Source organism: Halopseudomonas salina, from assembly GCF_008641105.1.
On the sequence record NZ_VTTI01000002.1, the window covers coordinates 330,383 to 344,247 of the forward strand.

Consider the following 13,865-nt stretch of genomic DNA (forward strand, 5'->3'; position numbering starts at 1 on the left):
TCCTTGAAAATGTCCAGACCTGAATGCTGCATTCACCCCCATTATAGACGGGTCATGACCGGCTTTTCAGGCGAGTTTGGCTGAACCATCAACTGTACCGCTGTGAAAGCGAAACTCCGAATCATCTTCGATCATAGCCTGGCCTTCTATCACAGCGAATTCGGCTATGCGGTCCTCGATCGGTGCATCGGCATATTGCCGCGCAAGAGTAAGGTAATCGCGATAATGCCGGGCTTCGGATTTGAGCAATGAGCGGTAGAAATCGCCCAGTTCCTCATCCAGATGCGGAGCCAGACAGGCAAACCGCTCACAGGAACGGGCCTCGATAAAGGCGCCGATAATCAGGGTATCCACCAGACGTCCAGGCTCGGTCGTGCGCACGTGCTGGCGCAGACGTTGGGCATAATGGCTGGCAGAAAGACCCCGATAAGCGATTCCACGACGCTGCATGATTGCGGTCACTTGCTCGAAGTGTCGAAGCTCTTCACGGGCGAGACGTGACATCTTCTGTAGTAGCTCGGGCTTGTCAACATACCGGAACATCAGATTCAGCGCCGTTGAAGCTGCCTTTTTCTCGCAATTGGCATGATCAATCAAAAGCTCGGCGGGATGGGCCAGCGCTTGTTCCACCCACATTCCGGATGTTCGCGAGGGAAGGAAATCGATAAGTTCTTGTGGCAGGGTCATGGAGGTCACGATAGGGAGTTAATGTAGCGTAATCAGCGCATTATCCACGACTCGCGAGATCCTTGCACTCAGCAGGTTTGATCCAAATCAACAGCGTTCAGGAAAAAACAGGCTACATTGGTGGTAGAAATAAAACTGGTTAAATCAAAAAACAGGGAGAAAGGCCATGCAAGCAATCAAGCGGATCCTGGTTGTGATCGATCCGACACAAACCGAACAGCTGGCGTTGATGCGCGCCAAACTGATCGCGGGGGTCATTGAGTCGGATTTGCACCTGCTCGTATGCGAGAACCGCAACAGCCACCAGCCTATGCTGGACAAGCTTTGTGCCGAGCTCAAGGCAGAAGGTTTCAAGGCACAAGCGACTCAGGCGTGGCACAACAATTTGACCGACACCGTCGTGCACGTGGCAGCCTCCGAAGGTTGCGGCCTGGTCGTCAAACAGCACCTGCCTGACAGCCCCTTGAAAAAGGCTCTTCTCACGCCGGACGACTGGAAGCTACTGCGTTACTGCCCTGCTCCGATCCTGCTGGTAAAAACCACAGCTTCCTGGATGAAAGGTAGCGTCCTGGCAGCCGTAGACGTCGGCAATCATGACGACCAGCACCATGTACTGCATGACACCATCGTTAGCCACGCCGCGGATATCGTCGACATGATCAACGGCAGCCTGCATCTGGTCAGCGCTCACCCGGCGCCAATGATGTCCGCCTCGGATCCGGTGTATCAGCTGCGCGAAAACATTGCAGCACGTTACCGCGACGAGTCAGAGCGCTACATCAGCGGTCATCAGCTGGATGATGGTCATGTGCATATCGACGAAGGTCCGGCTGACACATTGATTCCGAAAGTAGCCAAGCAGATCGGTGCCAGCGTTACCGTCATCGGTACTGTAGGCCGCAAGGGCATTGCCGGCGCACTGATCGGCAATACAGCCGAGGTCATTCTTGATCAGTTGGAAAGCGACATCCTGGTCCTCAAGCCCGAAGACACCATGGCGCACCTGGAAGACCTGCTGGAGAAATAAAGGCAGCGGCAAGCTTCAAGCTTCAAGCGGCAAGTTAAAAGCAGGGGGCGGAGCAGGAAGCTGGAAGTTTTGGCTCTGGCTTTGGCTTGTAGCCTGTCGCTTGCAGCTTGGGCTTACGGCTTGCTGCTCAGCCGGAGGTGTTTCCGGCCGCATACCTTTGATAATAAGCTTCCGACAGGCTGAAATAGTCCCTGTCGATCTCCTCGCGTAGCTGCTTCAGTGTGAGATCCGTATAGCCCTGTCGTGCCCGCATGCCACATTCTTCAAGTGCTGGAGCATCAGCGCGGCTCAACAGACGCCAGGCCTGGTACGCCATGGGCTGGCTCTCGTTGAAAAGCATCTGCTTGGCTGCCATCGCTTCACGTAGTTGCAATGCAGATACGACTTCTATCCGCGCCAATACTATCTGCCCGAGCAACTGTTCCAAGCGGCTCCAGACCGCAGCTTTCTGCACAGGCTGGTAGCGATTCCAGTCGATAATCTCGTGGCTGAAGCGTTTGCAGCCGCGGCACACCAGATCGCCATAGACTGTCGAACACAAGCCTACGCAGGGTGTTTTGCTGGTGTAAGAGGTTTCTGTCATGGCCGGCTCCGCGTTGGCGGCCTATGGTAAATCAAGTGTCTTCCTGACCCCAGAACCACCACTGACGATTTTATAAGCGTCTGATACGAAGGTCACAGAGCCCTCAAGCTTAACTTTGCCGGGCGCTTACTGTAGAATCGGCCCGCCGTTAGGGCTGCGTGATCCGTTACCAGCTTGCCCGCCAGTAGCAACAGGCCGAGCCTGCTCCCCAGCCCTAAGTCCGGCATGCAGGGGAAGCACTGAATAACTCCCTTTTCGCAAGATGCTTATTCAGTGCTTCCCTGGTCCGTGAGGATGACCGTTCCGCCGCAAGCAGAACAGACTGATGAGGGTAATAACTGTGCTAGAAGCCTATCGCAAACATGTAGAAGAGCGCGCAGCCTTGGGCATCGTGCCCCAGCCGTTGAACGCCGAACAAACCGCCGGTCTGGTTGACCTGCTGAAGAATCCACCGGCTGGCGAAGAAGAGTTTCTGCTCGACCTTTTGACCAACCGCGTACCCCCGGGTGTTGATGAAGCCGCCTACGTCAAGGCCGGCTTCCTGGCTGCCGTGGCCAAGGGCGAAGTCACCTCCCCGCTGCTGACCAAACTGCGCGCCGTTGAATTGCTCGGCACCATGCAGGGCGGTTACAACATCGTCACCATGGTTGAGCTGCTCGACAACGACGAGTTGGCCGCTGCTGCTGCCAAGGAACTCAAGCACACCCTGCTGATGTTCGACGCCTTCCACGACGTCGCTGATCGCGCCAAGAAGGGCAATGCCCACGCCAAGGAAGTCATGCAGTCCTGGGCCGATGGCGAGTGGTTCACCAACCGCCCCGCTGTTCCCGAAAAAGTCAGCCTGAGCGTATTCAAGGTACCTGGCGAAACCAACACTGACGACCTGTCCCCGGCTCCTGATGCCTGGTCACGTCCTGACATCCCGTTGCACGCGCTGGCCATGCTGAAAATGGCCCGTGACGGCATCGTGCCTGATGAGCAAGGTTCCGTCGGCCCGCTGAAGATGATCGAAGAAGTCAAATCCAAGGGCTTCCCGGTTGCCTACGTAGGCGACGTCGTGGGTACCGGTTCCTCGCGTAAATCAGCTACCAACTCGGTTCTGTGGTTCTTCGGCGACGACGTTCCCTACGTACCGAACAAGCGCGCTGGTGGTTTCTGCTTCGGTAACAAGATCGCGCCTATCTTCTACAACACCATGGAAGATGCCGGCGCCCTGCCGATCGAGTTCGACGTCAACGAAATCAACACCGGCGACGTTATCGACGTTTACGTTTATGACGGCAAGGTCTGCAAGCACGGTACTGATGAAGTTATCACCACCTTCGAATTGAAGACTCAGGTGCTGCTCGATGAAGTACGCGCCGGCGGCCGTATCCCGCTGATCATCGGTCGCGGTCTGACCGACAAGGCTCGCGCCGAACTGGGTCTGCCCGCTGCTGATCTGTTCCGCCTGCCCGATGTACCGGCTGCCAGCACCAAGGGTTTCACCCTGGCGCAGAAGATGGTCGGCAAGGCCTGCAACGTTGAGGGCGTACGCCCAGGCACCTACTGCGAGCCGAAGATGACTACCGTTGGCTCCCAGGACACCACTGGCCCGATGACCCGTGACGAGCTGAAAGACCTGGCTTGCCTGGGCTTCTCCGCCGACCTGGTGATGCAGTCCTTCTGTCACACCGCGGCTTACCCCAAGCCCATCGACGTGACCACGCACCACACGTTGCCTGACTTCATCCACAACCGTGGTGGTGTTGCCCTGCGTCCTGGCGACGGCATCATCCACAGCTGGTTGAACCGCATGCTGCTGCCCGACACCGTCGGTACCGGTGGCGACTCGCACACCCGTTTCCCCATGGGCATTTCCTTCCCGGCCGGTTCCGGCCTGGTAGCCTTTGCCGCTGCCACCGGCGTGATGCCGCTGGACATGCCGGAATCGGTTCTGGTGCGCTTCAAGGGCGAAATGCAGCCCGGTATCACCCTGCGTGATCTGGTCCATGCAATCCCCTACTACGCGATCCAGGAAGGTCACCTGACCGTCGAGAAGAAGGGCAAGAAGAACATCTTCTCCGGCCGTATTCTCGAGATCGAAGGTCTGGACCACCTGACTGCCGAGCAGGCATTCGAGCTGTCCGACGCCTCTGCAGAGCGTTCCGCTGCCGGTTGCACCATCAACCTGAGCGAAGAGTCGGTTGCCGAGTACCTGAAGTCCAACATCGTCCTGCTGCGCTGGATGATTGCCAACGGCTATCAGGATCCGCGTACCCTGGAGCGTCGTGCCCAGGCCATGGAAGCATGGCTGGCCGATCCCAAGCTGATGAAGGCCGATCCGGACGCCGAGTACGCTGCGATCATCGAGATCGATCTGGCCGACGTGAAAGAGCCGGTTCTGTGTGCTCCGAACGATCCGGACGATGCCCGTCTGCTGTCCCAGGTCGCTGGCGAGAAGATCGACGAAGTGTTCATCGGCTCGTGCATGACCAACATCGGTCACTTCCGCGCGGCTGGCAAGCTGCTCGAGAAGAACAAGGGTGCCCTGCCGACCCGTCTGTGGCTGGCCCCGCCGACCAAGATGGATCAGTTCCAGCTCACCGAAGAAGGCTACTACGGCATCTACGGCAAGGCTGGCGCGCGCATGGAAATGCCCGGCTGCTCCCTGTGCATGGGTAACCAGGCACGCGTAGCTGCCAAGTCCACAGTCGTATCCACCTCCACGCGGAACTTCCCGAACCGCCTGGGTGATGGCGCCAATGTGTACCTGGCCTCTGCCGAGCTGGCTTCGGTTGCTTCGATTCTGGGTCGCCTGCCGACCGTTGAGGAATACATGGGCTACGCGGCTGAGCTCAACAGCATGTCTGCTGATATCTACCGCTACATGAACTTCAACGAAATCGAGTCCTACCAGAAAGCCGCAGCGTCCATTCCGGTCACTGAGCTGTAAGCACTCCGCAGTACAGAAAACCCCACTTCGGTGGGGTTTTTTTATGCCTTGAACATCTACACCTGTCGGTAGTCCAAATGAGCGAACAAGACTCTCAACCTGAAGGAAACAAAGCTTATGAAACAGTGGATTATGGCGTTGGTATGCGGCTTTGGCATTCTGACCCTGGCCGGCTGCGCCAGCGATTATCTGATCACTACCAATGATGGCACTATCCTCGAGGCATCCGACAAACCCGAGATAGATGAAGACACCAAAATGCTGCGCTACAAGGACAACGAAGGCCGGATGCACCAGATCCCACAGTCCGATGTGGATCAGATCCAGGAACGTTGATTCCGATGCTGCAACCTTAGCGGGCGCGAGGCTTCATAAGGTCGCGCCCGCTTGCATGTCACTCCCAACAGCGCCGCTTGCGATGCCCTACCCTGCGGGCGAGAGTGTGTTTCTAATTCACAACAACATCCACCAGGGTGCTTTTTTCTGCTATGAATAATGGTAGGTAGAAATTGCAGGGTAAAGGAAAAAACAAGGCTATGGACAGGATCAGATTATCCGGGAAGTTTGTGTACCTGACCCGTCACGCCAGAGCAGCCGTTGCTCCCGGATGGCGCACCCGCAAGCTGGCGGCGACGATTCTAGCTATCATGATTAGTCTGCTTTCTACCTTGGTGATTTCCGCACCGCAAAAGTCGCTGAATATCGGCGTATACCAGAACCCACCCAAACTGTTTCTCGATGACAAAGGCAAACTGTCAGGGATTTTTGGCGATCTTTTCAATGAAATAGCCAGTCGTGAAGACTGGACCATCACACCTGTGCCCTGCGAATGGGACCAGTGCCTGAACCTGCTTGAAACAGGGGCAATCGACATCATGCCGGATGTCGCCCATAGCGAGTTCAGGGCTCGGACACTGGACTTTCATGACACCCCTGCCCTGCATAGCTGGTCGCAAATTTATCAGCGAGCCCGTGGAGGGATCCGGGCGATTCCCGACCTGGATGGCAAGCGTGTCGCAGTGCTGACCGGCTCGGTCCAGGAGCGCTACCTCACTCAGCTTGCTGACAATTTTGGTGTAACCGTAACCTGGATGTCAGTCAGCAACTATGCAGCGGGTTTTGCGCTGCTGGCGAATGGAGAAGTGGATGCCGCAGTAAGCAATCATCATTATGGAGACAGGCAGGCAATCACCATGGGGATCGAGGCGACACCGATCATCTTTCAACCAGCCCGGCTTTTCTATACCGGCTCAGGTGGGCGCCACCTGAACGAGCTGGCGGCAATCGAAGCGTACCTTATCCGTTGGCAGGCAGACCCTGACTCGCCCTACCATGAGATCCTGCACCGCTGGAGCCAGCGCAATAGTTTGCTGGCGATACCGCCCTACATGATCGGTCTTTTGCTGCTGCTGGCCCTTGGACTGGTGATCGCGCTCATATTCAACCTCTTGCTGCGCCACCGCGTCGATCTGCACACGCGTGACCTGAAGACCAGTAAACAACGGCTGAATACGATCCTCGACAGCGTTCAGGCGCATATCTACATCAAGGATGAAGAGTTGAGATACCAGTACGCAAACCAGCGACTCTGCGGCCTGCTGGGCAAGACGCCAACCGAGGTTCTTGGCAAGACGGACAGGGAACTGTTCGAAAGTGAAACGGCAGAGCGTCGCCATTACAGCGACCGACTTGTCCTGGAACGGGGCGCGCGTTCAGCTAATGAGGAGCTAAGCGAGCTCTGCGACGAAGGCACCCAACGCACCTTCATCTCGGTAAAAATCCCCCTGCGCGACGCCGATGACCGGGTATACGGCCTATGTGGCATCGATACCGAGATAACCGAATACCGTAACATCCAGAAAGCCATCCACCAGTTGGCTTTCTACGACCCGCTGACGGATCTGCCCAACCGGGGTCTGTTTCTCGACCGCGTGCGCCACGCACTGGCCAACCAGGAACAGACCGGTTTTGAGGGGGCCTTGCTGTTCATTGACCTGGATAACTTCAAGAACCTCAATGACAGCCTGGGTCACGAAAAAGGAGACCAGTTGCTCAAGCTGATCGCCGATAGGCTGCGCGAAGGCATGCGCCCTACCGATTCCCTGGCTCGTCTTGGCGGCGATGAGTTTGTTCTTCTTGTTGAGGGGTTACACCAGCAACTGAACGAGGCCGCGGACCAGGCGAAGATTCTGGCCCAGGTCACCATGGACCGAATAAGTGTACCTCTGCAGATTGGCAGAACTAGCCATGTTGCCACGGCAAGTATCGGTATAGTGATGTTCTGCGACGGTCTGAACAATCCCGAGGAGCTGCTCAAGCGTGCTGAGTTGGCCATGTATGAGGCAAAACAGCGGGGTCGCAACAACCTGCAGTTCTTCAATCCAATCATGCAGGCTGAAGCCAGCCGCCGCGCAAGCATAGAGGCTGATCTGCGCAAGGCAATCGAGCTCGATCAGTTGCAGCTTCACGTACAGCCCCAGGTGGACCACACAGGCAGGATCCTCGGGATGGAAGCATTGCTGCGCTGGACCCACCCTGACGAAGGCCTTATTCCCCCGGGCAGTTTTATCCCTATCGCCGAGTCCAGCGGGCTGATTATCAGTCTGGGCGAATGGGTGCTGCGCGAAGCCTGCACTCTACTTGATGAATGGGCACAATCCCCGGAAACGGCAGACAGGACGCTGGCGGTCAATATCAGTCCCAAGCAGTTCCGTCATCCCGGATTTGTGCAAACCGTCCTTACGCTGCTCGATGAGAGTCATTTTGATCCAAGGCGACTGGAGCTCGAGCTCACAGAGAGCCTCCTGGTCGAAGATGTACAGGACACTGCAGAACGGATGCGCATACTGGGCGAACGCGGCGTGCGCTTTTCTCTGGATGATTTCGGTACCGGCTACGCCTCACTCGGGTATCTCAAGCGCCTGCCGTTATTCCAGCTGAAGATAGACCAGTCCTTTGTCAGGGATGTGTTGACCGATCCAAACGACATGGCCATTGTCAGCACCATCGTCGCCTTGGGTAACAGCCTGGATCTGCGGGTAATCGCAGAGGGGGTGGAAACCGAGGCGCAGCGCGATCGACTTCTGCAGCTGGGCTGCCTTTTCTATCAGGGTTATTATTTCGGACGACCCGCTCCAGCGGTCCGGCGGGTCGCCTCCGCCTGAAAACTGCTCGGCACAGCAAGACCAGCGGCAGGTTTCAGCTATGGCATGCTGCCACCCAGGCGGCTAGAATACGCCGCTTTCCGCTTTCGTATCCGGCCCACGCCGCGCAGCCATGAGGTTCAGCATGTCCCAGGTCCCCTCGACCAGTCCCAAAGTCGGTTTTATCAGTCTTGGATGCCCAAAGGCCCTGGTAGACTCCGAACGCATTCTCACCCAACTGCGCACTGAGGGTTACCAGGTGGTCCCCACCTATGAGGACGCTGACGTAGTGGTGGTCAACACCTGCGGCTTTATCGACAGCGCCAAGGCCGAATCTCTGGATGCGATTGGTGAAGCTATCGCCGCCAACGGCCGGGTCATCGTCACAGGCTGCATGGGTGTAGAGGAAAGTGCTATCCGCGATGTGCACCCCAGCGTCATGGCAGTTACCGGCCCGCAGCAGTACGAGCAGGTAGTTAACGCGGTGCATGAAGTGATTCCACCGCGCACCGACCACAACCCGCTGCTTGATCTGGTACCGCCCCAGGGCGTCAAGCTCACTCCGCGCCACTACGCCTATTTGAAAATCTCCGAAGGCTGCAACCACAGCTGCAGCTTCTGCATCATCCCCGGCATGCGCGGCAAGCTGGTGAGTCGCCCGGTGGGCGATGTGCTCAACGAAGCGCAAGGCCTGGCCAAGGCCGGCGTGCGTGAGCTATTGGTTATTTCCCAGGACACCAGCGCCTACGGCGTGGATATCAAGTACCGCACCGGCTTCTGGAATGGCCGTCCGGTCAAATCGCGCATGACCGAAATGTGTGAAGCACTCAGCGAGCTGGGCATCTGGGTCCGTCTGCATTACGTCTACCCCTACCCACACGTGGATGAACTGATTCCTCTGATGGCCGAGGGCAAGATCCTGCCGTACCTGGATATCCCCTTCCAGCACGCCAGTCCGAAGATTCTCAAGGCGATGAAACGTCCTGCGTTTGAAGACAAGACCTTGGTGCGCATCAAGAAATGGCGCGAGATCTGTCCAGAGCTGACCATCCGCTCCACCTTCATCGTTGGCTTCCCCGGCGAGACCGAAGAAGACTTCCAGTATCTGCTCGACTGGCTGACCGAAGCCCAGCTCGATCGTGTGGGCTGCTTCAAGTATTCCGACGTTGAAGGTGCTCAAGCCAACGCGCTGCCTGATGCCGTGCCGGAAGAGGTGAAAGAGGACCGCTGGGAGCGATTCATGGCTCACCAACAGGTGATCAGCGCCGAGCGCCTGCAACAGAAGATCGGTAAGACCATTCAGGTGCTGATCGACGAAGTGGACGAAGAAGGTCCCATTGGCCGCTCGATGGCCGACGCGCCGGAAATCGACGGCAATGTCTATATCAACACCGAACAAACCCTGCAGCCCGGCGATATTGTCAGCGTCACCGTATTCGATGCCGACGAATACGACCTCTGGGCTGAGCTGGCCTAGAGCTGATCCGGAAGGGTCGAGGGCCACCTCGACCCACTTGCTCGAGGCACCTGTTATCCCCTTCCAGGCTCTTGGCAGTTATGCAGAACTGCGGCATTATTTGGCGATAGCGCGCTCGCTTGTCTACACCCTCCCTTGCGGCATGGATGTCCGATAAACCGCCTGCTCCGACTAACATGCGAAAGGACTCATCCATGCCGCACCCCTTTGCAGCTGCCGTTATCTGTGCTCTTACCCTTCTTTTCGTATCCGCCTGCAGCACCCCGGTACCCGTCCAGATTCAGCTGGACAACCCGATGAGGGTGGGTGGAGAGGTGCAAAGTCCGAATCACATCAATGCTGCGAAAGGCTTTCTTCACAACATTGGCGCAGGCGACCTGGCTCTGATAGGTCTTGCCGAAGACCTTGCCACCCGAGCCAGGGAGGAGCCCGGCATGGCTGAGCTGGCACAGCGAGCCTTTGCCGGCGTCAACGATGAATATTTCGAACAGGTGTTCGCAGAGGTCTACGCGCGCCATCTCAGCTACTCACAACTGGTCGAGCTCGAGAAACTTTCAGCCAACGACGGTGTACAACGTTTCTTTCAAGCTCTTTTGCAGGCCGAGTTGGCAGGCGAACCATTTGATGATGAAGCATTGATGCGCCAGATGAATGCCGATGAAATTACCGAGATCCTGGTATTCGCTGAGAGTAACGGCGGGAAAGCGCTCATTCAGATGCAGCCTGAAATCAATCGTGAGCTATTGGAGGTCTCGGGAGTCTTGGGCGAAGCCCTGATACGTCAGTACATCCAGCAACAAAAAGCACTCATGCTCAACGATGAAAACGTTGAAACCCAGAGCAGTGAGACTATGCCCACCACACGAATCCAGACCCTGTAGAGACTGGGACCTGCCGCTCCGTATTTCACGACGAACCACAGGGTTCCTGGACAAATCCGGGTCCGGAATCTAGCGGCCCTGATCGAGTAGAGAGACGCCCAGCTTGAGTGCGGTGTCGGTGACCACGTCTACGGGGGTGCGGTAGCCGTTGGCCATCCAGTGCAGTGCAATATGAATCACACCCCCCAGAATGCCCGCCTGCAACAATCCGTTAAAACGCTGACCGGGCCGGGCGAGTAAGCGGGCGATGTCATCGCTGGTCGCCTCCAGTGCTTTTTCAATTGCCTCGTCCACCGCGGGACTGATGCCGCGGATCTCGATCAGTAGCAACCGTGCAATGGTCGGGTTTTCCTTCAACCGCTGAAAATACGCCAACAGCATCGCTCTGCTGCGTACCACAGGATCTGCACCGGCGGCTTCGGCAGCCGCCATATTGTCTTCACGCATCCAACGTGCGGCTTGCTCGTAGCTTGCAATCAGCAGCTCATCGCTATGGGCGAAGGACTCGTAGAAGTAACGCTGGGTCAGGCCGGCCGCATCACACACCTGCTTTACACCCGAATGGCGGTAACCGTTCTCTCCATATACCCGTATGGCCGCATCGATCAGCTGTTGGCGTCGCTGCGCCTTGCGCTGTTCTACAGCCGAGCCGCGATAGCGTCTCTTCGGCTCAGGTTTTTTTTCAGCCGGCGCTGGGTTTGTGGTTATATTCATGAACTGAATTCTGACAACAGGGATTGCCAAATCTTATATGACAATTTAGATTGTCACCACCACCCATTGTCGGGATATTCCCATGAGCACAGCACAACAACAAAAATTCCAGCCCTCGCCACTGGACGTCCTTATCATCGGGGCCGGCCTCTCCGGCATCGGCGCCGCCCGCGCCTTGACTGATCAATGCCCGGACAAGCGCTATCAGATCCTCGAGCGCCGTGCCGCCATGGGCGGCACTTGGGACCTGTTCCGCTACCCCGGCATCCGCTCTGACTCGGATATGTATACGCTGAGCTACAGCTATAAACCCTGGACCCACCGCAAGTCGATTGCCGATGGTCCGGACATCAAGCGCTACATTGAAGAGATCGCCGAAGAGTCGGGTATCACCAACAATATCCGCTTCCAGCGCAAGGTCCTCTCTGCCGCCTGGTCCAGCGATGAAGCACTCTGGACCATCACTGCCCTGGCCACAGACCAGCAGGGTGAGGAACATGAGGAAGTGGTGAAAGCGCGCCTGCTCTCGGTCTGTGCTGGTTATTACAGCTATGACGAAGGCTATCGCCCGGACTTCCCCAATGAGGCCGACTTCAAGGGCCAGATCATTCACCCACAATTCTGGCCTGAAAACCTGGATTACAGTGGCAAGCGCGTGGTCGTTATCGGTAGCGGTGCCACGGCGGTAACCCTGGTACCAGCGCTGGCCCAGACCGCCGCCCATGTCACCATGCTGCAGCGTTCACCCAGCTACGTTGTATCCCGTCCGCTGGAAGACGGCTTTGCCCGCGGCCTGCAGAAATGGGTGCCCATGCCCGCGGCACACGCCCTGACCCGTTGGAAAAACGTATTGCTGGGCTCATTCTTTTACCGGATCGCTCGCAACAAGCCGGAAATGTTCAAGCAGCGTCTACTGCACATGGTCAAGACCCAGGTTGGCCCAGAGCTCGATATGAAGCACTTTACCCCGTCCTATAAGCCCTGGGACCAGAGGGTCTGCGCCGTGCCAGACGGCGACCTGTTCCATGATATTCGCGCTGGGCGCGCCTCGGTGGTAACTGACACCATCGACACCTTTACTCCGGACGGCATCCGCCTGGCATCAGGTGAGGAACTCAAGGCCGACATCATCATTACTGCCACCGGCCTCAAGCTGAATGCACTTGGTGATGTACAGGTGAGCGTGGACGGCGAGCCCGTTGCCTTTGGTGAACACACAGCTTACAAAGGCATGATGCTCAGTGACATTCCCAATCTGATCCTGACCTTCGGCTATACCAATGCCTCCTGGACACTCAAGGCGGAACTGACTTCCAACTACACCTGCCGCCTGCTGCAGTACATGGATCGCCATGGCTACAAGATGGCCGTGCCGCGCCGTGGCGCAGATGTGCAGGACGCTCCCTTCCTCAACTTCACCTCCGGTTATGTTCAGCGCGCAGAGGGCATGCTACCCAAACAGGGTGACCGCAAGCCCTGGCAGGTGCATCAGAATTACTTCCAGGACAAGCTCACTATTCAGTACGGCCGGGTTGACGACGGCGTCATGCAGTTCCAATAAAAAGGATAATAAAAGCCATGCAAGTTAATGATTGTGTTGCAGTACTTACCGGCGCTGGCAGTGGAATAGGCCGGGCTCTGGCCATCGCCCTCGCCCAGCGCGGCTGCCATCTGGCCCTGGCCGATGTAAACGCTACCGCCCTGGCCGAGACCGCTTCCCAGGCAAGAGCGATCGGCGTCAAGGTCAGTGAACATCCGCTCGATGTCGCCAATCGCGCGTCTGTGGCCGCCCTGCCCCAGGCGGTGATGGCCGAGCACGGCAAAGTAGACCTGATTATCAACAACGCCGGGGTCGCCCTGGGTGGTAATTTTGACGAAGTCAAAACCGAGGACTTCGACTGGCTCATGGGCATCAATTTTGACGGAGTGGTGTGCATGACCCGCGCCTTTCTGCCCCTGCTCAAACAGCGGCCAGCCGCCCGTATCGTCAACATTTCCAGCCTGTTCGGCTTTATTACCCCCGCAGGCCAGACCGCCTATTGTGCCAGCAAGTTTGCGGTACGTGGTTTCTCCAATGCCCTGCGCCTGGAGCTGCAGGCTGGCCCTGTGGGTGTGACAGTGGTACACCCCGGCGGTGTAGCCACGGCCATTGCCACCAGTGCACGCCCACCTGAGGGTGTTGATCAGGCCGAGCATGCACGCAAGCTCAAACAGGCGGAAAAACTGCTGCGCATGCCACCGGCCAAGGCCGCGGAAATCATCCTGCGCGGGATTGAGCGCGACAAACCCCGCGTGGTGGTTGGTAACGACGCAAGAGTACTGTCATGGCTTGAACGCATAATGCCCGTCAACTACTGGCGTTTGTTGCCAGGGCTTGCCACGCAGAAGGTCTGATGACCCTCTGCCCCCTGACATCTG

11 protein-coding genes are annotated in these 13,865 nt (G+C 57.3%); 8 read left to right on the forward strand and 3 right to left on the reverse strand.

Annotation, left to right across the window (positions count from 1 at the left end; translation table 11 throughout):
- Window positions 1-66 precede the first annotated feature (66 nt).
- Window positions 67-687 (reverse strand): tRNA-(ms[2]io[6]A)-hydroxylase, encoded by a 621-nt coding sequence (gene miaE, locus FZF01_RS04925; protein WP_150277025.1) that lies wholly within the window; start codon window positions 685-687, stop codon window positions 67-69.
- A 166-nt stretch (window positions 688-853) separates the two neighbouring features.
- On the opposite strand from miaE, the gene FZF01_RS04930 reads away from it, so the two are divergent.
- Window positions 854-1,714, forward strand: a complete 861-nt coding sequence (locus FZF01_RS04930; RefSeq protein ID WP_150277026.1) for a universal stress protein — start codon at window positions 854-856, stop codon at window positions 1,712-1,714.
- Window positions 1,715-1,841: 127 nt separating this feature from the next.
- Here FZF01_RS04930 and FZF01_RS04935 read toward each other — a convergent pair whose 3' ends face one another.
- A complete protein-coding gene (locus tag FZF01_RS04935; protein WP_150277027.1) occupies window positions 1,842-2,297 on the reverse strand; it encodes a DUF1289 domain-containing protein in 456 nt (151 codons plus the stop codon).
- Window positions 2,298-2,622: 325 nt separating this feature from the next.
- Here FZF01_RS04935 and acnB point away from each other — a divergent pair, with 325 nt between their 5' ends.
- From acnB to FZF01_RS04960, 5 genes are all read left to right on the forward strand, one after another.
- A complete protein-coding gene (gene acnB, locus FZF01_RS04940) occupies window positions 2,623-5,232 on the forward strand; it encodes a bifunctional aconitate hydratase 2/2-methylisocitrate dehydratase (protein WP_263363752.1) in 2,610 nt (869 codons plus the stop codon).
- A 117-nt stretch (window positions 5,233-5,349) separates the two neighbouring features.
- The gene (locus FZF01_RS04945) at window positions 5,350-5,568 is read left to right on the forward strand and encodes a YgdI/YgdR family lipoprotein (protein WP_150277028.1); all 219 of its coding nucleotides are present in this window, start codon (window positions 5,350-5,352) and stop codon (window positions 5,566-5,568) included.
- A 200-nt stretch (window positions 5,569-5,768) separates the two neighbouring features.
- Window positions 5,769-8,396: an EAL domain-containing protein gene (locus FZF01_RS04950; RefSeq protein ID WP_223825395.1), complete on the forward strand. Its 2,628-nt coding sequence runs from the start codon at window positions 5,769-5,771 to the stop codon at window positions 8,394-8,396.
- A gap of 124 nt (window positions 8,397-8,520) precedes the next feature.
- Complete coding sequence (gene rimO, locus FZF01_RS04955) at window positions 8,521-9,852, forward strand: 30S ribosomal protein S12 methylthiotransferase RimO (protein WP_150277029.1); 1,332 nt, start codon at window positions 8,521-8,523, stop codon at window positions 9,850-9,852.
- A gap of 194 nt (window positions 9,853-10,046) precedes the next feature.
- On the forward strand, window positions 10,047-10,733 hold the full coding sequence (locus tag FZF01_RS04960; protein ID WP_150277030.1) for a DUF2059 domain-containing protein: 687 nt from the start codon (window positions 10,047-10,049) through the stop codon (window positions 10,731-10,733).
- A gap of 69 nt (window positions 10,734-10,802) precedes the next feature.
- On the opposite strand, the gene FZF01_RS04965 is transcribed toward FZF01_RS04960, so the two are convergent.
- Window positions 10,803-11,447 carry a TetR/AcrR family transcriptional regulator gene (locus FZF01_RS04965; RefSeq protein WP_150277031.1) on the reverse strand — a complete coding sequence of 215 codons (645 nt, stop codon included), beginning with the start codon at window positions 11,445-11,447 and terminating at the stop codon, window positions 10,803-10,805.
- 82 nt (window positions 11,448-11,529) lie between these two features.
- On the opposite strand from FZF01_RS04965, the gene FZF01_RS04970 reads away from it, so the two are divergent.
- Window positions 11,530-13,008, forward strand: a complete 1,479-nt coding sequence (locus FZF01_RS04970; protein ID WP_150277032.1) for a flavin-containing monooxygenase — start codon at window positions 11,530-11,532, stop codon at window positions 13,006-13,008.
- Between the two features lie 17 nt (window positions 13,009-13,025).
- On the forward strand, window positions 13,026-13,841 hold the full coding sequence (locus FZF01_RS04975) for an SDR family NAD(P)-dependent oxidoreductase (protein WP_150277033.1): 816 nt from the start codon (window positions 13,026-13,028) through the stop codon (window positions 13,839-13,841).
- The last annotated feature ends 24 nt before the right edge of the window (window positions 13,842-13,865 follow it).

Coding starts and splice junctions, on each gene's coding strand:
- miaE (WP_150277025.1), bottom strand. CDS start 687: ATGACCCTGCCACAAGAACTTATCGATTTCCTTCCCTCGCGAACATCC.
- FZF01_RS04930 (WP_150277026.1), top strand. CDS start 854: ATGCAAGCAATCAAGCGGATCCTGGTTGTGATCGATCCGACACAAACC.
- FZF01_RS04935 (WP_150277027.1), bottom strand. CDS start 2,297: ATGACAGAAACCTCTTACACCAGCAAAACACCCTGCGTAGGCTTGTGT.
- acnB (WP_263363752.1), top strand. CDS start 2,623: ATGAGGGTAATAACTGTGCTAGAAGCCTATCGCAAACATGTAGAAGAG.
- FZF01_RS04945 (WP_150277028.1), top strand. CDS start 5,350: ATGAAACAGTGGATTATGGCGTTGGTATGCGGCTTTGGCATTCTGACC.
- FZF01_RS04950 (WP_223825395.1), top strand. CDS start 5,769: ATGGACAGGATCAGATTATCCGGGAAGTTTGTGTACCTGACCCGTCAC.
- rimO (WP_150277029.1), top strand. CDS start 8,521: ATGTCCCAGGTCCCCTCGACCAGTCCCAAAGTCGGTTTTATCAGTCTT.
- FZF01_RS04960 (WP_150277030.1), top strand. CDS start 10,047: ATGCCGCACCCCTTTGCAGCTGCCGTTATCTGTGCTCTTACCCTTCTT.
- FZF01_RS04965 (WP_150277031.1), bottom strand. CDS start 11,447: ATGAATATAACCACAAACCCAGCGCCGGCTGAAAAAAAACCTGAGCCG.
- FZF01_RS04970 (WP_150277032.1), top strand. CDS start 11,530: ATGAGCACAGCACAACAACAAAAATTCCAGCCCTCGCCACTGGACGTC.
- FZF01_RS04975 (WP_150277033.1), top strand. CDS start 13,026: ATGCAAGTTAATGATTGTGTTGCAGTACTTACCGGCGCTGGCAGTGGA.